Annotated in this window: 23 protein-coding genes; 9 read left to right on the top strand and 14 right to left on the bottom strand. The window is 69.1% G+C overall.

What is annotated here, in order from left to right; translation table 11 throughout:
- Positions 1–464: 464 nt before the first annotated feature.
- Entirely contained in the window at positions 465–1,136 is a 672-nt protein-coding gene (locus ACWEO7_RS11940) for a response regulator transcription factor (protein ID WP_452422900.1), read from the bottom strand.
- Complete coding sequence (locus ACWEO7_RS11945) at positions 1,118–2,800, bottom strand: ATP-binding protein (protein WP_452422902.1); 1,683 nt, start codon at positions 2,798–2,800, stop codon at positions 1,118–1,120. The genes ACWEO7_RS11940 and ACWEO7_RS11945 overlap by 19 nt, the downstream gene beginning before the upstream one ends.
- Positions 2,801–2,955: 155 nt before the next feature.
- Here ACWEO7_RS11945 and ACWEO7_RS11950 point away from each other — a divergent pair, with 155 nt between their 5' ends.
- From ACWEO7_RS11950 to ACWEO7_RS11965, 4 genes are all read left to right on the top strand, one after another.
- Complete coding sequence (locus ACWEO7_RS11950) at positions 2,956–3,762, top strand: ABC transporter ATP-binding protein (protein ID WP_450022911.1); 807 nt, start codon at positions 2,956–2,958, stop codon at positions 3,760–3,762.
- Complete coding sequence (locus tag ACWEO7_RS11955) at positions 3,752–4,639, top strand: ABC transporter permease (protein WP_452422903.1); 888 nt, start codon at positions 3,752–3,754, stop codon at positions 4,637–4,639. Before ACWEO7_RS11950 ends, ACWEO7_RS11955 begins: the two co-directional genes overlap by 11 nt.
- Positions 4,640–4,641: 2 nt before the next feature.
- On the top strand, positions 4,642–5,691 hold the full coding sequence (locus ACWEO7_RS11960; RefSeq protein ID WP_452422904.1) for an ABC transporter substrate-binding protein: 1,050 nt from the start codon (positions 4,642–4,644) through the stop codon (positions 5,689–5,691).
- Positions 5,692–5,831: 140 nt separating this feature from the next.
- The gene (locus ACWEO7_RS11965) at positions 5,832–7,070 is read left to right on the top strand and encodes a NupC/NupG family nucleoside CNT transporter (RefSeq protein ID WP_452422906.1); all 1,239 of its coding nucleotides are present in this window, start codon (positions 5,832–5,834) and stop codon (positions 7,068–7,070) included.
- A 6-nt stretch (positions 7,071–7,076) separates the two neighbouring features.
- Here the strand turns inward: ACWEO7_RS11965 and ACWEO7_RS11970 are convergent, their stop codons facing one another.
- Positions 7,077–7,832 carry a siderophore-interacting protein gene (locus ACWEO7_RS11970; RefSeq protein WP_452422908.1) on the bottom strand — a complete coding sequence of 252 codons (756 nt, stop codon included), beginning with the start codon at positions 7,830–7,832 and terminating at the stop codon, positions 7,077–7,079.
- 110 nt (positions 7,833–7,942) lie between these two features.
- On the opposite strand from ACWEO7_RS11970, the gene ACWEO7_RS11975 reads away from it, so the two are divergent.
- The gene (locus ACWEO7_RS11975; protein WP_452422909.1) at positions 7,943–8,770 is read left to right on the top strand and encodes an NADPH-dependent oxidoreductase; all 828 of its coding nucleotides are present in this window, start codon (positions 7,943–7,945) and stop codon (positions 8,768–8,770) included.
- A 6-nt stretch (positions 8,771–8,776) separates the two neighbouring features.
- Here the strand turns inward: ACWEO7_RS11975 and ACWEO7_RS11980 are convergent, their stop codons facing one another.
- Together ACWEO7_RS11980 and ACWEO7_RS11985 are read right to left on the bottom strand one after the other, a co-directional pair.
- Positions 8,777–9,769 (bottom strand): LLM class flavin-dependent oxidoreductase, encoded by a 993-nt coding sequence (locus tag ACWEO7_RS11980; RefSeq protein ID WP_452422911.1) that lies wholly within the window; start codon positions 9,767–9,769, stop codon positions 8,777–8,779.
- A gap of 67 nt (positions 9,770–9,836) precedes the next feature.
- Entirely contained in the window at positions 9,837–11,021 is a 1,185-nt protein-coding gene (locus tag ACWEO7_RS11985; RefSeq protein WP_452422912.1) for a serine hydrolase domain-containing protein, read from the bottom strand.
- Positions 11,022–11,230: 209 nt separating this feature from the next.
- Here ACWEO7_RS11985 and ACWEO7_RS11990 point away from each other — a divergent pair, with 209 nt between their 5' ends.
- Positions 11,231–12,667, top strand: coding sequence for an amino acid permease (locus tag ACWEO7_RS11990; protein ID WP_452422914.1), 1,437 nt, complete (start codon positions 11,231–11,233; stop codon positions 12,665–12,667).
- Positions 12,668–12,680: 13 nt separating this feature from the next.
- Here ACWEO7_RS11990 and ACWEO7_RS11995 read toward each other — a convergent pair whose 3' ends face one another.
- From ACWEO7_RS11995 to ACWEO7_RS12025, 7 genes are all read right to left on the bottom strand, one after another.
- A complete protein-coding gene (locus ACWEO7_RS11995) occupies positions 12,681–13,046 on the bottom strand; it encodes a DUF4345 family protein (RefSeq protein WP_452422916.1) in 366 nt (121 codons plus the stop codon).
- Positions 13,047–13,131: 85 nt separating this feature from the next.
- Positions 13,132–14,541: an MDR family MFS transporter gene (locus ACWEO7_RS12000; RefSeq protein ID WP_452422917.1), complete on the bottom strand. Its 1,410-nt coding sequence runs from the start codon at positions 14,539–14,541 to the stop codon at positions 13,132–13,134.
- Between the two features lie 143 nt (positions 14,542–14,684).
- On the bottom strand, positions 14,685–15,086 hold the full coding sequence (locus tag ACWEO7_RS12005; RefSeq protein WP_355076349.1) for a DUF779 domain-containing protein: 402 nt from the start codon (positions 15,084–15,086) through the stop codon (positions 14,685–14,687).
- Positions 15,086–16,603, bottom strand: a complete 1,518-nt coding sequence (gene exaC, locus ACWEO7_RS12010) for an acetaldehyde dehydrogenase ExaC (protein ID WP_452422919.1) — start codon at positions 16,601–16,603, stop codon at positions 15,086–15,088. Before exaC ends, ACWEO7_RS12005 begins: the two co-directional genes overlap by 1 nt.
- Positions 16,604–16,709: 106 nt before the next feature.
- Entirely contained in the window at positions 16,710–17,912 is a 1,203-nt protein-coding gene (locus ACWEO7_RS12015) for a transcriptional regulator (RefSeq protein ID WP_452422921.1), read from the bottom strand.
- Positions 17,913–18,150: 238 nt separating this feature from the next.
- The gene (locus ACWEO7_RS12020) at positions 18,151–18,705 is read right to left on the bottom strand and encodes a hypothetical protein (RefSeq protein ID WP_452422923.1); all 555 of its coding nucleotides are present in this window, start codon (positions 18,703–18,705) and stop codon (positions 18,151–18,153) included.
- Positions 18,706–19,323: 618 nt separating this feature from the next.
- On the bottom strand, positions 19,324–19,668 hold the full coding sequence (locus ACWEO7_RS12025) for a hypothetical protein (protein WP_364433454.1): 345 nt from the start codon (positions 19,666–19,668) through the stop codon (positions 19,324–19,326).
- A 214-nt stretch (positions 19,669–19,882) separates the two neighbouring features.
- Between ACWEO7_RS12025 and ACWEO7_RS12030 the strand changes: the two genes are divergently transcribed.
- Together ACWEO7_RS12030 and ACWEO7_RS12035 are read left to right on the top strand one after the other, a co-directional pair.
- Positions 19,883–20,395, top strand: a complete 513-nt coding sequence (locus tag ACWEO7_RS12030; protein WP_452422925.1) for a mycothiol transferase — start codon at positions 19,883–19,885, stop codon at positions 20,393–20,395.
- A 908-nt stretch (positions 20,396–21,303) separates the two neighbouring features.
- Positions 21,304–22,128: a metallophosphoesterase gene (locus ACWEO7_RS12035; RefSeq protein WP_452422927.1), complete on the top strand. Its 825-nt coding sequence runs from the start codon at positions 21,304–21,306 to the stop codon at positions 22,126–22,128.
- Positions 22,129–22,144: 16 nt separating this feature from the next.
- On the opposite strand, the gene ACWEO7_RS12040 is transcribed toward ACWEO7_RS12035, so the two are convergent.
- Both ACWEO7_RS12040 and ACWEO7_RS12045 read right to left on the bottom strand, forming a co-directional pair.
- Positions 22,145–23,563, bottom strand: a complete 1,419-nt coding sequence (locus ACWEO7_RS12040; RefSeq protein WP_452422929.1) for an AIM24 family protein — start codon at positions 23,561–23,563, stop codon at positions 22,145–22,147.
- 430 nt (positions 23,564–23,993) lie between these two features.
- Positions 23,994–24,290, bottom strand: coding sequence for a hypothetical protein (locus ACWEO7_RS12045; protein WP_452422931.1), 297 nt, complete (start codon positions 24,288–24,290; stop codon positions 23,994–23,996).
- Between the two features lie 407 nt (positions 24,291–24,697).
- On the opposite strand from ACWEO7_RS12045, the gene ACWEO7_RS12050 reads away from it, so the two are divergent.
- Positions 24,698–24,892 carry a hypothetical protein gene (locus ACWEO7_RS12050; RefSeq protein WP_452422932.1) on the top strand — a complete coding sequence of 65 codons (195 nt, stop codon included), beginning with the start codon at positions 24,698–24,700 and terminating at the stop codon, positions 24,890–24,892.
- Positions 24,893–24,938 lie beyond the last annotated feature (46 nt).

The following is a 24,938-nucleotide window of genomic DNA, read 5'->3' on the forward strand; positions in this document are numbered from 1 at the left end:
ACTGCCTGACCCGCGGCACCGCCTACAACGAAGAAACCCACGTCAGCAACCGCCAACGCGTACTCGCCGCCTGAGGTTGACAGAAGGTGTCTCATACCCCGACGCTACCGCCGCTGAAGACCGCGTCAGGCTTCACCCCGTAGGCGCTGGTCGGCCGAGGAGCGCCACCTCGTGCGGCGCGCCACCGAGGTGGACCGCGCCGTTCGCTCTTGTGCTCCCGCAATCGGTGGTCCGGTGACCATCGGCTCGTATGTCCGGCAGACGGAGACGCATCGGCCTGGCCGTGTAGGTGCCACGTCGTGCGCCGGTTGAGCGGATGTCGGGCCGCCAATGGTCCGGCTGTCGACCTGCGACGTCCGGGCATGTGCGGCGACGGCGGCCGGGGATACCGCGCGAGGTTCCGGACTGCCCGGGACGCCCCGCCGACCGGCCGCGCGCACGGGCCGGTTCTTCCCGCGCCCAGCTCAATGCGGCGGTGCGGCGGCGTACTCCTGTTCGGGCCGCCCGGTGCTGCCGTAGCGCAGGCTCATGCGCACCGCGCCGCCGGCGACGAGTGCGGCGAGATAACGCTGGGCGGTGGCCCTGGAGATGCCGATGGCGCTCGCTACCTCTCCTGCGGACAGAGGCGTGCCCGCATCGAGAATGGCTTGCAGGACAGCGTCTTTGGTGGGGGAGGCCACGGTCGCCGCCGGGCTCGCGGTGACCGAAGGACGCAGCGCGTGCAGCGCCGCGGCGACCCGGGCGTTGTCGACCTGTGGCACGGCGAGAATGCGCCGGTAGCGAGCGTAGGCGGCGAGTCGCGCGGCGAGTTCGGTATGCGGGAACGGCTTGACCAGGTAGGACACCGCACCCGCCGCGACGGCGGCGCGCACCGACTCGCTCTCGGTCGACGCGGTGAGCACCATGGCGTCGCAGTGCAGCTCGCGGACGAAATCGATACCGGATCCATCGGGCAGGTAGACGTCCACCAGGGCCAGGTCGATCGGCCGCGCCGCGACGAGTTCCCGCGCGGCGGCGAGGGTATTGGCGGTGCCCGCCACCGTGAAACCCGGGATGGCCTGCACGATCCCGGCGTGCAGATTCGCCACCCTGAAGTCGTCGTCGACGATCAGGACGGTCAGGGACGGCGGGGCCATGACACCTCGCTCTGCACGAGCACCCCGGGGATGCGTGCGATGAATTCCGCGCCGGTCAGTGGCGGCTCGCCGCCGCCGGGACTCGACAGGCACACGTCGCCGCCGTGGGCGCGGACGATCTGGCGGATCAGGGCCAGGCCCACCCCGCGCCCACCGGGGACGCCGAGGTCGTCGCGGGTCGAGATCCCTTCGGTGAACAGCGTGTCCACCAGGTCGGGCGCGACACCGTCGCCGCTGTCGGCGACGGTGATGTGCAGCGTCGAATCCTCTTGCACCAGTTCCACTTCCACCTGCCGCACCGGCCGCTGCCGAGCGCGCACGGCCTCCATGGCGTTGTCCAGCAGATTGCCGAGCACGGTGGTCACGTCCACGGGGTCGGCGAGATCGCCCTCGACCCAGGTGTTGGGCCCGAGCACGAGTTCCACCCCGTTCTCCCTGGCGTGCGCGGCCTTGGCGGCCAGGAAGGCCTGGAGATACGTGTCGTGGATGGCATCGATGCCCGGCGTCGCCGGACCGAGCGGACCCGCCCCGATCAGCTCGTCGACCGACCGCGCCGCCTCCTCGACGTGCCCGCTGTGCAGCAGCCCGCTGACCAGGTGCATCTTGTTGGAGAACTCGTGGCGCTGCGCGCGCAGCACCGTGCTCATCGACTGCACCGCGTCCAGCTGCCTGGTCAGCGATTCCACGTCGGTGCGGTCGCGCACGGTGAGCACCGCGCCGAGATCACGGCCGTCCCGGCTGACCCGCCGCGCCGAGACGATGACGACGTTCGCACCGACCGTCGCCGAGGTGGGTTGCCGATCGAGGTCGCGGAACACCTCCAGTACTCGCGGGGTGAGCCCGATCTCGTCGACCGGGCGCCCGATGTCCGGCGCGATGCCGAGCAGCCTGCGCGCCTCGTCGCTGACGAAGGTCGTGCGCCACGACGCGTCGACGGCGAGCACGCCGCCGCCGATGCCGTGCAGCACCGCGGCCTGCCCGCGGACCAGTTCGGCCAGCTCGTCGGGTTCCAGCCCGAGCGTCAGCCCGCGCCAGCGGCGGGCGAGCAGGATCGATCCGGCGATGCCGACCGCGAGTGCCACCGCGACCAGGCCGCCCGCGGTGCGCAGGTCGCCGAGTAGTTGCTCGTGCACCGCGTCGGTGGCGATGCCGACGCTGACCGCGCCGACCACACGATCGGAGCCGGGCGCCGTGACGGGGACCTTCGCGCGCACCGAGTCGCCGAGCGTGCCGCGTTCCTCGGTGATCGACTCGCGGCCCGCGAGCGCCTCGGATGGATCGGTGCTGACGTGCTCGGCGAGCCGTGCGGCGTCCGGATGCGCCAAGCGGATGCCCGCGTCATCGGTGATCACCACGAACAGGGCGTTGTTGCGCTGGGTCGCGTCCACCGCGAGCCGCTCCAGCGGGCCGGTGGCCAGCTCCTGGCGCACGCCCGGATCGACCGCGCCCGGCGCGTACCTGGCCACCTCCGCGCGCACCACCGGGTCGGCGGCGACGGTGCGCGCGACGGCAAGCGCGCGCTGACCATAGGCGTCGCGCAGCCGCTGATCACTGAGGTAGCCGAACACCGCGAACGCGACACCGAGCGTCAGCGCGACCACCAGGATCTGCGACAGCAGAACCTGGGTCCGCAACCGCACGGCCCGCGCGCCCTCAGTGGCCATGGCCGCAGCATAGGCGCAGACCACCGCGCACCGCGCATGAGCAGAATGCGCAAAACCCGCATATCCCGCGTTTGTGGCGGTTGTGCGCACAAGCTCCGGCGTGTGACCGGGGCCACGTACGTTCGCCCTACCCGATCTCGCAGAAGTAGGAAGCAATGACGCAATCCCTCATCGAGCTGCGGAACGCGACCAAGCGTTTCCCCGGCACCGGCGGTGGCATCCACACCGCCGTGCGCAATCTGAACCTCACGGTGCGCCCCGGCGAATTCGTCGCCGTCGTCGGCCCCACCGGATGCGGCAAGTCCACCACGTTGTCGCTGGTATCCGGGCTGGAACCGGCCTCGGCAGGGCGGACCCTTGTGCGCGGCAAGGACGTCGACGGCATTCCCGACGGCATCGGCTACATGTTCCAGCAGGACGCGGTGCTGCCGTGGAAGAGCGTGCTGGACAACGTCGCGCTCGGCCCGCGCCTGCGCGGCGCGTCGAAGGCCGAGGCGCGGGCGAAGGCGTCCGGGTGGGTGCGGAAGGTCGGTCTGGCCGGGTTCGAGAGCTACTACCCGCACCAGTTGTCCGGCGGCATGCGCAAGCGCGTGGCGCTGGCACAGACACTGGTCAACGAGCCGGAGATCCTGCTGATGGACGAGCCGTTCAGCGCGCTGGACGTGCAGACCCGGCAGCTCATGCAGGACGAGCTGCTGCGCGTCTGGGCGGGCACCAACGCGGCGGTCGTCTTCGTCACGCACGACCTGGAGGAGGCGATCGTGCTCGCCGACCGGGTGGTCGTGATGACCGCGAGTCCGGCCACCGTCTGCGGGGACTTCACCGTGGGCCTGGCACGGCCGCGCAGTGTCGAGGACGTCCGGCTGACCGCCGAGTTCCGCGACATCTACAAGGAGATTTGGGAGACGCTGCGCGATCAGGTCGAGGCCGCTCGGGCGAAGGGAGCCTCCCGTGTCGCATGACGTGCTGGTGCAGGACGCCGTCGACGAGCCCGCGGTGGAGAACGAGACCGAGGCACAGATCCTGGCCCGGGTGCGCACCGCCGCGCGGCGCGCCCGGATCCGGACTTGGGCCCTACGCGTCGCGCTGGTGGCGCTGTGGCTGGGCGCGTGGGAGCTCACCGCCACGGTGTGGATCGATCCGTTCTTCTACTCGAAGCCGTCGCTGATCTGGGCGCGGTTGGCCGAATGGTTCACCGAGGGAACGCAATTCGGCTCGATCTGGCTGCAGATCTACACCACCGTGCAGGAGGCCGTGCTCGGTTTCGTGATCGGCACGGTGGCGGGCGTCGTGCTGGGCGTGCTGCTCGGCCGCAGCCGGTACTGGGCCGAGGTGCTCGCGCCGTTCATCAAGGCGCTCAACGCGGTTCCGCGCATCGTGCTGGCGTCGCTGTTCATCATCTGGTTCGGTCTCGGGCTGAGTTCGAAGGTCGCGACCGTGGTGGTGCTGGTGTTCTTCGCGGTGTTCTTCAACGCGTTCACCGGTGCGCGGGAAGTGGACGGCAATGTGATCGACAACGCCCGTATCCTGGGCGCGAGCCGCAGGCAAGTGCTGGTGTCGATCGTGCTGCCGAGCGCGACCACTTGGATCCTCTCCAGCCTGCACACTGCCTTCGGCTTCGCGCTGATCGGCGCGGTGGTGGGCGAGTACGCGGGCGCGAGCAAGGGCCTGGGCCTGCTGATCAGCAACGCGCAGGGCACCTTCGACTCGGCGGGCATCTACGCGGGCATGATCATCGTCACCGTGGCCGCGCTGATCGCCGAATGGGGGATCGGCATGGCGGAGAACCGGTTGCTGAAATGGCGGCCCTCGCAGGCGACCTCGAACCACGGGATCTGACCATGAGGCATCGCAAGCAACTCGCGCTCGTCGCCGTCGTGATCGCGGCACTGCTGACGGCCACCGGATGCCGGGACTCCCGCACCATTCCGATGGCCGACGGCCGACCGCAGATCACCATCATGGTGGGCGGGCTGGAGAAGGTGATCTATCTGCCCGCCGTGCTGACCCGGCAACTCGGCTTCTTCGAGCGCAACGACATCGACGTGAAACTGCTCGGCGAGCAGTCCGGAGCCACGGCCGAGACGGCGTTGCTCACCGGCGACGTGCAGGGCGTGGTCGGGTTCTACGACCACACCATCGATCTGCAGGCCAAGGACCAGTGCATCCGCTCGGTGGTGCAGATGTCCGACGTGCCCGGTGAGGTCGAACTGGTGTCGAAGGCGGACGCGGACATCACCTCGGTCGCCGATCTGCGCGGCAAGAAGCTGGGCGTGACCTCGCTCGGCTCGTCGACCGACTTCCTCACCCAGGCGCTCACCGGCCAGGCCGGGATGAGCACCGCCGATTACACCCGGGTTAAAGTGGGTGCGGGACAGACGTTCATCGCGGGCATGAACCACGACGGCATCGACGCGGGCATGACCACCGATCCCACGGTGGCGCAGATGGTGAACTCCGGCGATGCGCGCGTCCTCGTCGACCTGCGCACCGAGGCGGGCACCAGGGCCGCGCTCGGCGGGCTGTATCCGGCGACGTCGCTCTACATGAGCTGCGCGACGATCGAGGCCCACCCGGACATCGTGCGCAAGCTCGCCGCCGCGTTCGTGCAGACGCTGCAGTGGATCCGGACGCACACGCCCGAGCAGATCGCCGAGAAGATGCCGCCGCAGTACGCGAGCGCGGGCAAGGACCTCTACGTCCAGTCGATCCGCGATTCCATCGGCATGTTCAACGGCGACGGGTTGATGAAACCCGAAGGCGCGCAGAACGTCCTGGAGATCCTCGGCAAGTACTCGAAGAACGTGCGTCCCGTGCGCGATCGGATCGACCTGTCCGAGACCTACACCACGCAGTTCGTGGAGGAGGCGTTGCGCGCGCCGCGACAGTAGCGGCGCCGGTGGACCATGCCCGGCCGCCCGGAATCGTCCCGGGCGGCCGGGCGGCGGCGGTGTTCCGACAGCCGCGCCGAGCTTCTCAACTGTGGAGACACCGCACCATAAACCGACATGAGAGGTGCTCCCATAAGCCGATGCACGCCACGGCAGCCGAGGTGCGCGTGCAGCATCTGATCGGATTGGCCGGGCTGGCGTGCTTCCTGCTGCTGGCCTGGTTGCCCAGTACCGACCGCCGCGTCGCCGCCACACGGCTGCCGCGGATAGCCGTTTTGCTGATCGTGCAACTCGCGCTCGGTTTCCTGTTGCTGAAGACCGGGATCGGGGGCACGGTGATCCGCGCGGTCAGCGATGCCTTCGCCCACATTCTCGGCTACGCCGCCCAGGGCACCGCGTTCGTGTTCGGCGACCTGCCCGCCGTCGGCAGCGGCGGCCCCGCGTTCCTGTTCGCGGTGCTGATGCCGATCGTGCTCGTCTCCGCGCTGATCGGCATCCTGCAACACCTGCGGGTGCTGCCGTTGATCATCAAATACCTCGGCCTGCTGCTGGCCTGGGTGAGCGGCTTCGGCAGGATCGAATCGTTCAACGCGGTCGCCTCCGCCATCCTCGGCCAATCCGAGGTGTTCATCTCGCTGCGCGCCATGCTCGACGACATTCCGCCGCAGCGGATGTACACCCTGGCGGCCTCGGCGATGTCGACGGTCTCGGCGGGCATCCTCGGCGCCTATATGGTGCTCATCGACCCGAAGTACGTGATCGCGGCCATCGTGCTGAACATGCTGGGCGCCTTCGTGGTGTGCTCGCTGATCAACCCCTACAAGGTCGGCGCCGCCGACGATGCCCGGCTGATCGGCGAGGAGATCGCCGACAGCCGTAAGCGGCAATCGTTCTTCGAGATGCTCACCGAATACATCCTGGTCGGCTTCAAGGTCGCGTTCACCGTCGCGGCCATGCTGATCGGATTCATCGCCTTGCTCGCCATGGTCAACGGAATCTTCGCGGCGCTGTTCCACGGCACCACGTTCCAGGACGTGATGGGCCACGTCTTCGCCCCGCTGGCCTGGTTGACCGGCATCCCGTGGGACGAGGCGGCGGCCGCGGGCCGGTTCATGGGCACCAAGCTGGTATCCAACGAGGTGGTCGCCATGCAGGAACTGAACCGGCAACACGCCGGACTGTCGGACCACACCGTCGCGATCGTGTCCACCTATCTGGTGTCGTTCGCGAACTTCTCCACCATCGCCATCGTCACCGGCGCGGTCCGCAGCCTCAGCGAGAAACAAGGCACCGTCATCGCCCGCAACGGGCTTCGCCTGCTCTACGGCGCCACCTTGGTCAGCTTCCTGTCCGCCACCATCGTCGGACTGCTGAGTTGACGGGGGTCAGCCGTTGGCCCCCTCGACCGCCCGCAGTTCGGCCTTCCATTCCCGGAAGCCCTCCTCGGTGCGGCCGCGGCGCCAATATCCGGAGATCGACGCCGCCCACTCGGCGGAAACGCCGCGATCCTTGCGGATGTAGCGGCGCAGGTCTTTCATGACCGCTTCGGCTTCGCCGTGGATGAACACCTGGACCTGCCCCGGCGTCCACGGCGCGGAGCGAACGGTCTCGGCGAGCACCTCGCCAGGGGGCCGCACGCCGCGGTGCAGCCAGGTCAGCTCGATGCCGTCCGGCTTCTTCACCGGCAGTTCGTCGTCCGGACCGGCGACTTCGACGAACGCCAGCCCCGTCGCCTCGCCGGGCATCGCCTCCAGCGCGGCCGCGATGGCGGGCAGCGCCGCCTCGTCACCGGCCAGCAGATGCCAGTCGGCGTCCGGGCGCGGGGCGTAGGCGCCGTTGGGGCCATAGAAATCGATGGTCTCGCCGGGCTGGACCGCGGCAGCCCACGGTCCCGCGATGCCCTCCGCGCCGTGGTAGACGAAGTCCACCGCGATCTCTCCGGCGACGGGGTCGACGGACCGGACGGTGTAGGTGCGCAGCACCTCGTTCCCGTCCTGCGGGAAGATGAACTTCACGTACGAGTCGGTGAACTCGCTGGGACGGAACGCGGCGAAGCCGGGACCGCCGAGGTACACCCGAATCAAGTGCGGGGTGAGCCATTCGGTGCGCTGCACCGTGAGGGTGGTGCGGGGACGTGCCAAGAGAACCTCCGATATGAATAATTAGGATTGCCTTACTTACCCTACCTGTGTTCCGCTCAGGCTGCGGCCAACCGCTGACGGCGCGCCGTCCGGGCGAAAGGATGATGCCCATGACGCAGTCCGTGCCGACCCCGACCCACGCCGTGCAACAGCGCTACCGCGACCCGCAGCCGGTCGAACCCGCGCAGTGGAACCAGGTCCTGCAGGTGCTGCACGAGCATCGCTCGGTGCGCCGCTACCTGTCCGACCCGGTGCCGGACGCCACGCTGCGGCTGCTGATCTCCGCGGCGCAGTCCGCGCCGACCTCGTCGAATCTGCAAGTCTGGAGCGTCATCGCGGTGCGTGACCCGCAACGCAAGGCGCGCCTGGCCGCGCTCGCGGGCGATCAGGCCCACATCGTGCAAGCGCCGGTGCTGCTGGTCTGGACGGCCGATTTCGCGCGCCTGCGCCAGCTCGCCGAAGACCGGAGCGCGCCGCTGGAGGGCGCGGACTACCTGGAATCGAGCTACGTCGGATTCATCGACGCCGCGCTCGCGGCGCAGAACGCGGTGGTGGCGGCGGAATCGCTCGGGCTCGGCACCGTCTACATCGGCGCGCTGCGCAACAAGCCGGAGGAAGTCGCCGCCGAGCTGGGGTTGCCGCCGCAGGTCTTCGCCGTCTTCGGCTTGCTGGTCGGTCACCCGGATCCCGCCGAGGACGCGCGGGTGAAGCCGCGCCTGCCGCAGGAGGCCGTCCTGCATCGGGAGACCTACGACTTGGACGCGCAGCGGGTGCACGTGGCCGAGTACGAGACCCGGATCGCGGAATTCTATGCCGAACAACGGCTCTCGCATTCCTGGACCGAACGTGTGCTGGCCCGGCTCGCCTCCGCGGCGGCCCTCAACGGCAGGCATCGGCTGCGGGAATCGCTGGCCAACCACGGCTTCCGCTTGCACTGACCGGCCTCAGGCCGCGACCGTCTCGGTGAGCAGTTCGAACGATCGGGCGCGGTCGTCGATGTCGTAGACCAGCGTGTTGATCATCAGCTCGTCGGCCTGGGTGCGGCGCAGCAGATCCTCGAGCTGACCGCGCACCGTCTCCGGGGAGCCGAGCAACTGCCCGGCCCGGCGCTGCCCGATGAACGCGCGCTCCTGTTCCGACGGACGGAACGCGGCCGCTTCCTCCGGCGTGGCCAGTGCCCGCGGCGTGCCGCGCACCAGGTTCAAGAACGCCAGGTCGCGCGGGGCGGCCAGGATTTCGGCGCGCTCGTCGGTGTCCGCGCAGATCGCCGCGACCGCGACCATCGCATGCGGGCGCTCCAGGCGCTCCGAAGGCCGGAAGTGCTCGCGGTAGAGCGCGAGCGCGGGCTCGGTGTTGTCGGGGGCGATGTGGTGCGCGAAGGCGAACGGAATCCCGAGCAGCGCCGCGACCTGGGCGCTGTAGCCGCTGGAGCCGAGCAGCCAGACCTCCGGTTCCTCACCGCGCCCGGGCGTGGCGGCGATGCCGCCGGGGTCAGACCCGCGGAAGTAGCCCAGCAAGGCGGCCAGTTCTTGAGGGAACGACTCCGCCGACAGTCCGTCCGCGGTCCGCCGCAGCGCCCGTGCGGTCGCCTGATCGGTGCCCGGCGCGCGTCCGATGCCCAGGTCGATCCGTCCGGGATGCAGCGCGTGCAGGGTGCCGAACTGCTCGGCGACCACGAGCGGCGCGTGGTTGGGCAGCATCACCCCGCCGGAGCCCACGCGGATGGTCGAGGTGGCCGCGGCCAGGTGGGCCAGCAGCACGCTCGGCGCCGAACTGGCGATGCCGGGCATGTTGTGATGTTCGGCGACCCAGAAGCGGTGGTAGCCCAAAGCCTCGGTGCGCCGGGCCAATTCGGTGGTCGCGTCGAGCCCCTCGCCGACGGTGCGGCCGGACTGCACCGGCGCGAGATCCAGTACGGACAGCGGGACGTCGATCATGGGTCTCCTCACAGTGGCGATCTCCACTGCCAACGTCGCGGGTCCCCGGTGTATTTCGCCGGCCGGCTCAGCCGCGCGCGATCGCGCGGAACACCTCGATGGTCTCCTGCTCGTCCTGGGTGGTGCCGTAGTCGCTGAGCTTGACGATGACGGTGCCGCTGGGCGGGTCGACGTAGACGTACTGGCCGTAGACGCCGACGGCGGTGAGATCGGCGCCGTCCCCACCGGTCGGGTGCCACCACTGTGCGCCGTAGGGCCACTCGCCCACCCGGTGGACCGGGGTGCGGATGCGTTCGATCCAGGCCGGCGGCACGATCTGCGCGTCGCCGACGCGGCCGCCGTCCAGGACGACCTGGCCTATCTTGGCGAAGTCGCGGGCCGTCGCGTTCAGGCAGCAGAACGCCTTCTCCTGGCCGCCCGCGCGATCGAGATTCCACAGCGCGGCGTCCTGCGCGCCGATCGGAGCCCACAGGTCGCGTTCCAGCAGTTCACTCAGCGGCAGGCCCTCGGCCCGCGCCAGTGCCATGCCCAGCAGCTGGGTGTCCACGCTGCGGTACTCGCCCGCGCTGCCCGGCGGAAATCGCAGGCCCTGGTGCTCGCGGACGAACCCGGCGAGGTCCTCGGTGAGGTACATCCGGGCGGTGCCGGTCAGCGGCATGTACTTGTTGTAGTTCTCGTCGACGTCGACGCCGGAGGCCATGTCCAGCAAGTCGCGGATGGTGACGGTGTCGTACGGGCCGCCGGTGCTCAGCTCGGGCAGGATTCGCACCAGGCGGTCGTCCTCGTGGAGCCGCCCCGCCGCGATGGCGCGGCCGGTCAGCAGTGACACGACGGACTTCGCCACCGACCACGAGGACTGGCGGGTGGTGGCCGTGACGCCGTCGCGATACCACTCGTGGGTGAGAGCGCCGCCGCGCAGAACGAGGAACGAATTGGTGTGCGTGGCGGCGAGGACGTCGGCGACCGAGATCTGCGAGCCCTTCCACGGCACCCGGTCGGGCAGCGGCCGCGGTGCGACCGGCAGCGGACGCGGGGTGGGGGAGGCGGCCACCGTGCGGCTCTCGAACAATTCGCCCTGTGTCGAGGGCGGGTCGGTCAGCAGTCGCAGCAGCGTCGGCGGGGCCGGGATGTGCAGGACCGCGGTCGTCGCGAATGCCGCGCCGACCAAGACGGCGATGACAGCGAGCAGGACGACGGCGGTGCGGAGCGCGTAGCGGCGCGTTCGCGTGCGCCGGGACGGCGATTCGGTCATGACGGGAACCCATCGTCGGGGAATCCGATGATGGCATGCCGGACGCCCGTCCGGTAAGCGCGCACGACCGCCGCGGTCGGCCCGGAGACGACGCGCGCGCGGGCGGGGCGGTAGCGTGACCACGTGCTCCGGACCGGACGTGCGATGATCCGACGTCGCGGGTTCGGCGACCGGATCGTCGCATCGCTGCCCAGCGAAAGGACCGTAGTATGACAGCCTCCGACCGTCACCTCCAGGACGCGGGACCATCGGTTCCGGCGGACACCGACGACTCGGAGGGTTATGCCCGGGGCCTGAGCCCGCGCACCATTCAGATGATCGCCATCGGCGGCGCCATCGGCACGGGCCTGTTCTACGGCGCGGGCGGCGCGATCGAGCAGGCCGGGCCCGGCCTGATCCTGGCCTACCTGGCGGCGGGCCTGGCCATCTTCGTGATCATGCGGGCGCTCGGCGAACTGCTGACCTACCGGCCGATCTCGGGGAGTTTCGCCGAGTACGCGCACGAGTTCCTCGGCCGCTTCGCCGGCTTCGTCACCGGCTGGTCGTACTGGGCGGTGTGGGTGGCCACCTGCATGGCCGAGATCACCGTGGCGGGCAAGTACGTGGAGTACTGGTTCGACATCGCGCCGTGGGTCACCGCGCTGGTCGTGCTCGCGGTGATGTTCTGCGCGAATCTGATCTCGGTGCGGCTGTTCGGCGAGGGCGAGTTCTGGTTCTCCACCATCAAGGTCACCGCGATCGTCGGCATGATCCTGCTCGGCATCGGCGTGCTGCTGTTCGGCTTCGGGCACGCGACGAACCCCACCGTCACCAATCTGTGGGCCGACGGGGGCGTGTTCCCCAACGGCATCGGTCAGTCGCTGCTCGTTTTGCAGATCGTGCTGTTCGCCTACGTCGGCGTGGAGTTGGTCGGGGTCACCGCCGGGGAGGCGCGCGAACCGCGTAAGACTTTGCGCAAGGCGATCAACACGCTCCCCTTCCGGATCGGCCTGTTCTATGTCGGTGCGCTCGTTGTGATCATGTCGGTGTCCAGCTGGCGCAATTTCCACGCGGGCAAGAGCCCGTTCGTGGAGGTCTTCGAGCTGATCGGCATCCCGGGCGCGGCGGGCATCGTCAACTTCGTGCTGCTCACCGCGGCGCTGTCGTCGTGTAACTCGGGGATCTACTCCACCGGCCGGATGCTGCGCACCTTGTCGCTGCACGGCGAGGCGCCCGCCCGGCTGAACAAACTGAGCGCGAACGCGGTGCCTTATGTGGGGATCTCCGTGTCGGCGGCGGCGATGGTGATCGGCGTGATCGTCAATGTCATCTCCCCGGACAAGGCCTTCGCCTACATCACCTCGGTGTCGACCATCGGCATCATCTTCGTCTGGGGCATCATCCTGGTCTGCCACCTGCTCTACCGGGTCAAGGTCGCCCGCGGCGAACTGCCCGCCAGCGATTACCGGCTGCCCGCCGCGCCCTACACCACCGTGCTCGCGCTGGCGTTCCTCGGCTTGGTGGTCGTGTTGCTGTTGTTCACCGACAGCGGGCGCACGGCGCTCGTCGTCGGCGCGGTGTGGGCGGTGCTGGTGTCGGCCGGATACTTCGCGCTGCGCAAACTCGGCAGTTCCAGCACGCCGACCGACGTCACGCACACCAGCTGACGGCCGGTTTCCGCTAGGCGGTGAGGAAGAGCGCGGCGGCGCCGATCGCCTCCACCGCGCCGTAGAACCAGGTGGGATAGAACGCGGTTCGCTCATCGAGGACGGCCGAGAGCACCCGGCCGAGGGCCATGCCCGCCAATGCCGCGCCGATCGCGACCATGATCCCGCCGCGCAGCCCTGCGAGGTCGAGGGCGGCCACCGCGAGCACGGCCGCCATCGCCAGTCCGAAGCCGCCGTAGACGGCGCGCACCTCGTAGCGCGCGCTCGGTTCGGTGAGCCGGATGCCGAACGGCTGGATCAGAGCGGCGGGCGCGGCGAGCGCGTAGATACCCATACCCAGGAAGAACACGCCGACTATCACGCATACGGCCTGCGCCACTGCGACCTCCAGAATCTCGTTCGGTTGGAACGCCCAGCTTGCGCCGGGTGCGGTGGCGAACGCTTCCGAAAACCCGCTGCCTCGCTCAGGCGTTCGCCGAACGCCGGGGCATCATGGCCGAGGCGACGAGCATGACGACGGCCATCGCCGCGATCGTGACGAAGACCAGATGCACCGCCGAGGCCAGTGCGGCGGGCTCCGGATGATCGGTGTGGCCGACGCGCGAGTTCACGATGGCGCCGAACACCGCGACGCCCACCGCACTGCCGATCGAGCGTGCGAACATGTTGGCCGAGGTGACCACACCCCGCTCGGTCCATTCGGCGCTGGTCTGCGCGGCGATCAAGGTCGGGGTGGCGACCAGTCCCATCCCGGTGCCGATCACGAAGCAGGACGCCGCGACCTGCCACAGCGTGGAATGCTGCGTGATGAACAACGTGCTGGTGGCGCCGAGGGCGGCCAATCCGCTACCGATCAAGGCAGTGGTGCGAAAGCCGAAGCGCAGGTACACCTTTCCCGCTTGGGACGCGGCCAGCGGCCACCCCAGCGTGAGTGCGCCCACCGTCAGACCCGCGACCAGCGCCCCGGTGCCCAGCACGCCCTGGGTGAAGGTGGGGACATAGGAGGTCGCGCCGAGCACGACGGCGCCGACCAGCACCGACGCCAAGCTGCTCGCGATCACGACGCGCCGGGTGAACACCCACAGCGGCAGGATCGGATTCCGCGCTCCGCGTTCCACCAGCCCGAACAGCACGAGCACGACCGCGCCGCCCGCGAAGATCCCGATGCTCGACGGAGACGACCACGCCCAGGCTTGCCCGCCTTCGAGCAGTCCGAGGATCAACGCGCCCGCACCGAACGTCAGCAGTGCCGCGCCCAGATAGTCGACGCTCTGCCGCTGCCGGGGCGCGTTCTCGGCGAAATTACGCACCAGCATCCATCCGGCGAGCGCGGAGAGCGGAAGGTTGATCAGGAAGATCCAGCGCCAGCTGACGTACTCGGCGAACAGGCCGCCCAGCAGCGGGCCCGCCACACTCGACATGGCCCACACGCTGGCCAGATAGCCCTGGACCTTGGCGCGCTCGGACAGCGTGTACAAGTCGCCCGCGATCGTCATCGTCATCGGCTGGATCGCTCCCGCGCCGATACCCTGGACGGCGCGGAAGACGATCAGTCCGAGCATGCTGGTCGCGACGCCGCACAGCAGCGAACCAAGCGCGAACATCGCGATGCCGAACAGGATCACCGGTTTACGGCCCACGGTGTCGGCGAGTTTGCCGTAGATCGGCACCGTCACCGCCTGCGCCAGCAGATAGATGGAGAACAACCAGGGGAACTGCGCGAAGCCGCCGAGACTGTCGGTGATGGTGAGCACCGCCGTGGCGATGACCGTCGAGTCGAGCGCGACCAGCGCGGTCGCCAGCATCAGCGAGCCGAGAATGGCACCGCGCTCGGATCGGAAACCCACGGACATCGTCGCGGTCTCGGTCGCCACCCGCGGCCCCTCTCGTTCGCCTGTCTAACCACCTCGAACGACCGTATCCGGTTGCCGACTATTCCCGCATGGAATTTTTTCCGCCCTCCGAACCGGGAAAGGGCTGCTCACCGGAACATCGGTGAGCAGCCCGTGCTCCGATTTCAGTGGGACAGATCCGCCCCGGTGGGTGGCGGCTCGGCTTCGAGCACGGCGAGTTCCTCGTCGGTGAGCAGCCGCGAGCGGATCAGGAAGCGCACGCCTTCGGGCGCTTCCAGGGAGAACCCGCTACCTCGGCCGGGCACCACATCCACGGTGAGATGGGTGTGCCGCCAGTAGTCGTACTGGTCGGCGCTCATCCAGAACGGGGTGTCCGCCGCCGGGTACCCGAGCAGCAGGTCCGACCCGCCGACCCGGAACTCGCCGCGCGGGTAGCACATCGGTGCGCTGCCGTCGCAGCAGCCGCCGGACTGATGGAACATCACCGGACCGTGCTGTTCGATCAGTCGGCGCAGCAGTGCTTCCGCGGGTCCGGTGAACTCGACGCGGCGGACCGGCTGCGGCATCAGAAGAATCCGAGCTTGTCCGGCGAGTAGCTGACCAGCAGGTTCTTGGTCTGCTGGTAGTGGTCGAGCATCATGCGGTGGTTCTCGCGTCCGATGCCGGACTTCTTGTAGCCGCCGAAGGCCGCGTGCGCGGGGTAGGCGTGGTAGCAGTTGGTCCACACCCGGCCCGCCTTGATCTGGCGGCCCAGGCGGTAGGCGGCGTTGATGTCGCGAGTCCATACGCCCGCGCCGAGTCCGTAGAGGGTGTCGTTGGCGATCTTCAGCGCCTCGTCCACGGAGTCGAACGTGGTCACCGACACGACCGGTCCGAAGATCTCTTCTTGGAAGATCCGCATGTCGTTGCGGCCGGAGAAGATCGTGGGCTCGACGTAGTAGCCGCCGGGGAACTCCTCGACCTTGCGCGGGCCGCCGCCGGTGAGCACCTCGGCGCCTTCCTGGCGGCCGATGTCGATGTAGGACAGGATCTTCTCGAACTGGTCGTTGCTGGCCTGCGCGCCGATCATGGTGGCCTCGTCGAGCGGGTTGCCGCTGCGGATGGCTTTGGTCCGTTCGATGCACCGGGCGATGAACTCGTCGTAGATCGAGGAGTGGATCAGCGCGCGGGACGGACAGGTGCACACCTCGCCCTGATTGAGCGCGAACATCACGAAGCCCTCCACGGCCTTGTCCAGGAAGGCGTCGTCGGCGGCCATGATGTCGGGCAGGAAGATGTTGGGGCTCTTGCCGCCCAGTTCGAGCGTGACCGGGATGATGTTCTCGCTGGCGTACTGCATGATCAGCCTGCCGGTGGTGGTCTCGCCGGTGAAGGCGACCTTGGCCACGCGCGGGCTGGCCGCCAGCGGCTTGCCCGCTTCGACGCCGAAGCCGTTGACCACGTTGAGGACTCCCGGCGGCAGCAGATCGGCGATCAGTTCGACGACCTTCAGGATCGAGGCCGGGGTCTGCTCGGCGGGCTTGAGCACCACCGCGTTGCCCGCGGCCAATGCGGGCGCGAGCTTCCAGGTGGCCATGAGGATCGGGAAGTTCCAGGGGATGATCTGGCCGACGACGCCGAGCGGTTCCTGGAAGTGGTAGGCGATGGTGTCGGCGTCGATTTCGCTGATCCCGCCTTCCTGGGCGCGGACCGCCCCGGCGAAGTAGCGGAAGTGGTCGACCGCCAGCGGCAGGTCGGCGGCCAGCGTCTCCCGTACCGGTTTGCCGTTCTCCCACGTCTCGGCCACCGCCAGCGCCTCGAGGTTGTCCTCGATCCGGTCGGCGATCTTGTTGAGGATGTTGGCCCGTTCGGTCGTCGACGTTGCGCCCCACGCGTCGGCCGCCTGATGCGCGGCGTCCAGGGCCAGGTCGATGTCGGCGGCCGAGGACCGCGCGACCTCGCAGAACGTCTGGCCATCCACCGGGGACGGGTTCTCGAAGTAGCGGCCTTCGACCGGCGCGGTCCACTCACCGCCGATGAAGTTGTCGTAGCGCGTCGCGAATTCGACGACGCTGCCCTCGGTTCCCGGCTTCGCGTAGCTCATGGCGGGTGACTCCTCGCTGGTTGCGGACGTGATGCACACGGCGGATCGGCCGTGATGCGGGTCACTATGCCCCGCGAGGGTTGACGAAACGTTGAGGCGCGCGAGCTCAGTCGCGCAGCGCGCCGTGCAAACGGGCGACCGCGAGCGCCCGGCGTCCGTCGCCCCCGGGAAGCAAGCGCAACGCGTGTTCGTGGATCTCGATGTCGTGTGGTGCGCGCTCCCCGTAGCGCAGCGCGTGCTCGACATTTCCGCTGGACAGCACCGCGGTGCGCACACCGACTTCCAGGTACTCGCGCCACTGCACGATGCCCGGCGTGTCCGAATCCGGCAGCAGGGGGCCGCGATACAACTCGACCGCCGTCGCGGTGTCGCCCGCTTCGAGCGCCGCGAGCACGTCCACGGCGTCACAGGACAGGGGGCTCACCAGCCGATAGACCCGGCTGGTGATGTCGCCGCCGGTGGCGCGACGCAGGTAGGACATCTCCGATTTGAGCGTGCTCGTGCCGACCGGCCGGTCGCCGTACACCGCGAAGTGCAGGCGTTCGTGGGTGAAGCCCTCGGGCTCGAGCGCCAACAGCGTCAGCAGCTCCAGGTGTCTCGGGCGCAGCCGGACGGGTGCGCCGTCCCGGATCAGGCGGGCCGCGCCGAGGCAGGTCAGCCGGACCCCGGGCGCGGCCATCCGGTGGTGCAGCTTGGTCTCGATGGCGGTGACCAGGGTGCGGGCGGTGGACATGGCCAGCGGGTGGGCGCGGTCCCAGGTGGTGGACAGGTCGAGTACGCCGAGCTGGCGACCGTCCGCGCCACGGATGGGTGCGCAGTAGCAGACCCAGCCGTGCAGTGCGGCGACCAAGTGCTCGGCGGAGAACACCGTGTGCGGCTGTTCGGTGCGCAGCGCCAGCGAGAGCGCGTTCGTGCCCATGTGCGCCTCGTCCCAGCGACCGCCCGGCGCGAAGTTCACCTGTTCGGCGCGGCGGCGCATCACCGGACCACCGTGCGACCAGAGGATGGTTCCGGTCTCGTCGGTGATCGCCGCGACGTAGCCCGCGCCCTCGGTGATGTCGCGCAACTGATCGGTCAACTCGGATACCGGTGTGCGCAACGGAGATACGGCCCAGCGCGCGGTCACGTCGGCGTCGGCGAGTGGCGCGTGCTCGCAGGACGGATCGACGGTGCGCAGCGACCGCAGCCATGATTGCGCCACCTCGCTGCGCAGCGCGGAATCACCCTGCGGTGTCCCGGCGGGTATCCATCGGGACCACTCTTGTTCCAGTGCAGCGCGTCGCTGCGAGAGGGAACTGCGCTGTGCCATCTCGCGGATCCTGTATCTCGCTCCGATCGTCTCCGTGCCATCCCATCATGCCCCAGCGTACGGCCGGGCATTTGGTTTTGGCTCGCGGTCCACGGGGCTGGACGGCAACCGTCGACGGTCGGATCGCCGCGTTCCCCTCGGCGAGTGGCGCGCGAGCGCACGCGCCAGGGAATCCCGGCGGCCCGGCCGGCGATCGGTGTGCGGTCGCCCTGCGGCGGCCGCACACCGAACCGGCCGACTACGGCGTGGAGAAGCCGATCAGCGCACCGATGCCCGCGCCGATCGGGATGGTGACCAGCGCGCCGACCCCGCCGAGGAAGAAGCCGAGCACGGCGCCGATCCCCGCGCCGATGAGGGCGCCGACCCCGGCGTTGTACTGCTTGCGGGCGAGCGTCTCGTCCTCACCGACGAACTGGTTGAGGCGCTCTGTGGTGGCGGGCGAGCCCACCGGCGTCACCGTGAGGGTGCGGCCCGCGTCGGTGATCGCGGGGGCCAGCCCGTGGGTCGCGCCGGAGGCCTGGAACGTCAGCGGCAGCGTCGCGACGACCTGTCCCGTTTCGCTCCGCAGCTCGACCGCCGCGGCGTCGGCCGTCAACGCGAAGGTGCCAGTGTCGAGGGTGGTGACCACCCCTGTCCCGTCGGCGGCGGGAGCCGAGGTGAAACCGACGCCCTGCTCGACACCGTGCACACTGACCTGCGCGGGCGCCGCGGGCTGGGCGTGCGCGACGCCCGTCGCAATTCCGGTGGCCCCGACCGCGAGTAGGGCGGTTGCGGCGAATCTATTGACTCTCATCGTATTTCCCCACTTAGTCGTGTCGGCCACGAGTGCCGACGGATCCCCAAGATGCCGGTTCTCGGCCCCACCATTCTGGCCGCAGTGGATTCCCGAAGCAATCGTTCTGCGAATTCCGTGGAAAAATCCGTGCTGCGCTCGCGAGCAATGGGCGCATGAATTATGCGGGGACACTGGTTGTTTCGTCGACACGACGCAGCCGATTGCCCAAAATGTGCTATTGACTTGCGACGCAGCAAAATTGGACAAAGTGAGCGAGGTTGTTTCAGGAAAAGTGCTGGTTCCGCGACTGATTCAGTCGATAGCGACAGCTGTGCGCTGCTGGTCTACGGCCTCAACACCTGGTTGCCGACCTTGATGCGCAAGGCGGGCTACAGCGGGCTGGTTGATCGCGGCGGGCTACGGTCACCCGTTGGGCTTCTACGCCTTCGCCGCCGCCGCGGTTGTCGCGCCGTCGCTCATCCCGCGGGCCATCGCTGATGCCTCGAGCGTAGGGATGCCGGCAGCGAAGTGAGACCGGCGATCGTCTCGCCCACGGCGGCAGATGATTCCGGTTCCGCGCTCACGACACCGCGCGGAGCCGGGATCACCTGGCCGACTATGCGGGATCGTTCCTGCTCAGAACGCGCTACCGGAGCCGGGCAGCAGCCAGGCGATGCCGGGCCATACGCCGAACGGGCTGCCCCAGTAGCCGAACGGGCTACCCCAGTAGCCGCCGTAGCCGCCCCACCCGCCGTAGCCACCCCAGCCGCCGTAGCCGCCGTGGCCCCACCCGCCGTGGCGGTGCCAGCCGCCGTGGATCTCGTCGGCCTGAGCCGTCTGTGTAACGGTCGGCTGCGCCACAGCGGGTGCGGCGACCGCGGGCACGGCGGCCGCGGCAACGGGGGTCAGTGCGAGCGCGGCGACCATCGCCACGCGGACAACCGCTCGCCGGGCGCGTCCGGTCTCGACGTCGTGAATCATCGGTACTTCCTCACTTCGGTACGTCATCGTCCGGTCGGTGACCGATTCGGAAAGGTCATCGACCCAATCTCACCACCACGCATCGTACCGTTGAATAACGGTACGTTCAATGTGGTTCGGTCGTGCGAAAATTCGCGGCGCGTATGTCGGCGCTCGTGCCGGGCGGCCACGCTGGGTACCGTCGGGTCAGCGGACACTCGAGAGGAGTCGACTGATGGCGACCAGTGCCGACGTGCTGACCGACGCTTACGAGCGGATCAGGGAGGTGGTGCACGAAGCGGTCGACGGACTGGGGGAGGACATCCTCGCTCACCGCATCGATGCGGGCGCCAACTCGATCGCGTGGTTGATCTGGCACCTGACCCGTGTGCAGGACGACCACATCGCGGATGTGGCCGGTATCGAGCAGGTCTGGACCGCCCACGGCTGGTACGACCGCTTCGGTCTACCCATCGACAAGGGCGCGACCGGCTACGGCGACCAGCCTGCCGACGTGGCGGTGGTCCGAGCGCCCGCCGAGTTGCTCACGGGGTATTACGACGCGGTGCACGAACAGACGCTGCGCTTCGTCCGGGGGCTGGTGGACGGCGATCTGGACCGCGTCGTGGACACCCGATGGGATCCGCCGGTGACGCTCGGTGTGCGGCTGGTCAGCGTGATCTCGGACGATCTGCAGCATGCGGGCCAAGCGGCGTTTCTGCGCGGCGTGCTGGAACGAACGAGATAACCGGCACCGGGAAGTCACCGGCCCTGCGCGGCCCGCGCTGTGACGTAAGTTGATGCCGCGCAAGCCGAAGGTTCACAGAGAGTGCCGCCGTGGTCGTGAAGAGTGTTCTGGTCGGTCTCGCCGTGCTCGTTCTCGTGGGAGTCGTCGTGCTCACGGTGGTCGGTGCGCACTGGTATATATGGCGGCGACTCGTGCGGGACACGACCACAGCGGGTTCCCGCACGCGTCGCGTCGGCACCGCCATTGTTTTGGCAGGACCGTTGCTGCTGTTGGGCACGACGGTGGCGGAGTTGGCGTCCGCTCCGTTCGCGTTGGTCCGGATCATCGCCTGGCCCGGCTACCTGTGGGGCGCGTTGTTCATATACCTGCTGCTCGCGCTGGTGGCCGGCGAGCCGATTCGAGCTTTGGCGCTGCGCTGGTCTGATCGAGGCCCGGTGCCACGCGAACCGGAGACATATGCGGAAACCGGGTTCGCGTCGGAGTCCGTGGCGAAAGCCGGGTCGGGGTCGGGTTCCTCGGCGGGAGCCGTGCCCGTGCAGGAGTCGTTGGCGGGGACCAGGTCTGAGCTGGAGTTCCCAGTGGGAGCTGGGCTCTGGCCCGAGTCGTCGGCGGGGGCGGGGTCTGGGGCGGCGTTCCCAGCGGCAGCCGAGTTAGCGCCGGAGTCGTTGTCGCGGCCCAAGTCTGGGCTGAAGTCGTCAACGGGAGCTGGGTCAGCGCCGGAGTCGTCGGTTGGAGCTGGGGCTGGGCCGGAGTCGTCGGTTGGAGCTGGGGCTGGGCCGGAGTCGCCGGCGAGGGCCGGGTCCGAGCTGGAGTCTTCAGCGGAAAGCGGTTCCACCTCGGCGAGAACCGTCTCCGCTCCGGAGTCCCCGCGGGGCACGACCGCTCCGGCCGAATCCCCGCTGACCCGGGTGCCGCGCCGTGTCTTCGTCGCGCGGGTGATGGGTGGCGCCGCCGTCGCCGCGGCCGCGACCACGGTCGGCATCGGCGCCCATGGCGTGCTCGACGGACCCAGTGTGAAGCGGGTCGCCGTGCCGCTGGCGAAGTTGCCGCGCCGAGCGGACGGGTTCCGCGTCGCGGTGGTGAGCGACGTGCATCTCGGCCCGATCCTGGGACGCGGCTTCGCCGAACGCGTGGTGCGCACCGTCAACGACACCCGGCCCGACCTCATCGCGGTCGTCGGCGACCTGGTGGACGGCAGCGTCGAACACCTCCGCTCGGCCGTCGAGCCGCTGGCCGGACTGCGTGCCCGCCACGGTGCGTTCTTCGTGACCGGGAATCACGAGTACTTCTCCGGCGCCGAGCGGTGGGTGGAGCATGTCCAGGAACTCGGCATGCATCTGCTCGCGAACGCTCGCGCCGAGTTGCCCGGATTCGACCTGGCGGGCGTGAACGACGTGCAGGGCGAGCGAACCGGACAGGGCCCGGACTTCGGCAAGGCGCTCGGCGACCGCGACCGCACGCGCACCGCCGTGCTGCTGGCGCACCAGCCCGTGCTGATCGAGGACGCGGTGGCGCACGGCGTCGACCTGCAGCTGTCCGGCCACACCCACGGCGGCCAGCTCTGGCCGGGCAATTACCTTGCGGCCCTGGCGAATCCGACCGTCGCCGGGCTGGAACGGTACGGCGACACCCAGCTCTACGTCTCCAGGGGGGCCGGGGCGTGGGGTCCGCCGGTGCGGGTCGGCGCACCGTCGGACATCACCGTCGTAGAACTCGTGTCGCTCCAGGCTTGAACGCGAAACCCGCGGGTCAGCCGAACAGGCCGCCGAGCACACCGCCGCTCTGGCCGGCCTCCTGCCCGCCGCCGGTGCCTCCGACGAAACCGCCCGGCGGCAGCTCCGACGGCTGCACGATGACGAAGCCGCGTCCGGAGAACGACAGCGTCATCCCCTCGCCGGTGCTGCGGCCCATCAGCCTGCCCAGCCCGAACGAATCATTGCGTTTGATGCCGGTCTGCAGGCTCGACGACCACGCCACCGCCGCCTGCGGATCGGCGTAGGTCGGCTGGTCGACGTTGAGCACCACGGGCGTACCGTGCGTGGTGATGGCGATGCGGCCGCGGCCGGTGAAGACGCAGTTGAACAACCCGGCGTTGCTCGCGAATCCGGCGGCGCCCTGCACCATCCGGATGTCGTAGCGCAGGCCGGAATCGAAGGCGAGCACATTGGCGCCGTTGATGGTGAGGCCGTCGGTGCCGTCCAGATCAATGGTGTGCACGTCGGCGGCGCCATTGGCGACGAACAGGTCGCCGCGCCCGGACACCTTCATCAGCGGAACGCCCTCACCGGTCAACCGCTGCTGGATCGCCCGGCCGATCCCGCCCGCGCCGAGCGCCTGGAACTGCAGATCGCCCTGGTAGGCGACCATCGATCCGGCCCGAGCCATGACCTCGCCGTTGACGGCCACCTTGATCATCTTGCCGCCCTGCTTCTGGATGCCCGCGCCGGTGACTTCGGCGTGGCTGGGGGCGAACAGTTCGCTCTGCATCGGCAGCGCTCCTTGCTGAGGTGAGGGCATCGGTGGCGGCGGCACCGCGGCGGCCGGCGCGGAATAGGCCGGTTGCGGTGGGTAGGCGGGCTGGTACGCGGGAGGTGGCGCAGGGTGGTGTGCCGGGGGCGGCGCAGGTCGGTATGCCGGTGCGGGAGCGGGTGACGAGGTCGGCTGGGCCGGTTCATCATCGATGTTCACACCGAAAGCCGTTGCGATACCAGCCAAACCGTTGTCGTACCCCTGGCCGACCGCACGCACTTTCCATCCGCCGCCGCGGCGGTAGATCTCGACGCACACCACGGCGGTCTCGGTGCTCAAGCCCGTCATCGGAAAGGCGAGTGTGCTCGACGAAGACGCGATGGTCGCGCGCAGCGAGCCCGCGGCGGCGAAAGTCGGTGGCCCGCTGCCGTCGAGGCTCGCGGTGACCACGACGCGGTCCACGTCGCTGGGCAGCGCGCCGGTCTGGATGTCCACCACGTCGCCCGCGCCCTGGCCGTGCCGGTAGGTGACGCCCGGGGCGACCGGTTGATTGAAGAACACGAAATCGGCATCGGAGCGCACGCGCCCCGCCGAGTTCAGCAACAGCGCCGATACGTCGACGGGAGCCGAGCAGGTGACGGTCACCGCCAGCCGGTCGCCGGGCGCGGGGCGGTTCTCACCGCGGGCGAGATCGGTCACGGCAGGCCGTCCGATCCGCGGCGGTGTCGGGTTGACATGCGATTCACGGGCTCCAGTGTGTCGTGCACCCGCAACCCGCGCCACACGCGTACTCGGAATGGGCTGCCACCAGGCGTTTTCTTGTCACGCAGCCCCATTCGCTCGGGCCGGGCTCGCTGGTCGGGTGCGGTACCGGCAACTGCTCGCCGAGCGGACCGAACAGCGACAACAGCGCCGCATGGCGCCCGCGTCGACGTGAGCCGGCGCGAGGTCGCCACGACGCGGGCGGATCGCCATCTGTGCGCGAGAGACGGGGAACGTATCCGCGCATTCATCGCGTGATGGGAGCGCGCGGTAGTGATCGAGCGGAGGTGCCGAATCCGCCTGGCTGCTATGGCGAATCCCCGTGACCTGGAGGAGCCCGGCCGGGTCTGCCGGGCTCCGAGGCTGGTCAGAGGACTTCGGCGTACATGGTGCCGTCGAGGATGCCGAACTCGACCTGTCCGGGGAACAGGGGCAGCGCGCCGGTGGCGTGCTGGGTGTGGTTGAGGGCGATCGTTTCGGTGGCCCACCGGTGCAACGGCTCGGGTAGCCGCAGAACCCGGTGGTCGGTGCAGCGAACATAGGGATAGGTGATCTCGCCCGGCCGGGCGAGCGGGTTGTGGATGGCGAGCGCGGCGATGTCCAGGACCAGGCCGGTCTGCTTGGCGGAGGCGACGGTCGGTGGCTGCAGTTCGATGTCGTCCATGACCGAAGACGGTAGCTCGAAGGATGCCCAATGCGGGTGATTCCCGCTGAATGTCCTTTGGATTTGATAGAAAATGGGGGACGGCGAGGTTCATCTATTCGGGTGAACCCCACCGCTACCACCAGCGATCGCGGCACGCTTGGGCGTGCGGTGCCGCGCCGGATGTCCCGGAGCCACCGGGACGGTGACGAGCCTAAGCGACGCTGAAGATTCGCGGAGGCGTTTCCGCGGATTCGGCAGGAGTTGCCGACCGGCCCGGATCCGGGGGCGACCGGTCGGTAACCGCCGTCGGAATGTCCGGTTTCCGGCAGCCCGGCTTACTATGCCAGCGGTGTGAAACAAGCTGTGCGCGTTGCTTATCCGGCACGGCTGCGTGCTTTTCGGTCTACTTCAGGAGGGTGGAAGACGTGCTCTATGTAGTCATCGCGGCCATTGTCGTGACCTTGTTGGCCGTGTCGGCCGTGGCGATGGTGTGGGATCCGCGCCGCCGTGCGGAGTCGGACGAATACGACTACGAGTACGACATGCGCGAGGACGATGCCCTGGCGGACGAGTACGCCCGCCCGCGCAATGTCGAATGGCCGCGCAAGGAGAGCGTCTGATCGGCGGCAACGGCCGCCCGACGGGCGGTGGCGACCCTGGCGCCCA

The sequence above is a fragment of the Nocardia sp. NPDC004260 genome (genome assembly GCF_053603155.1).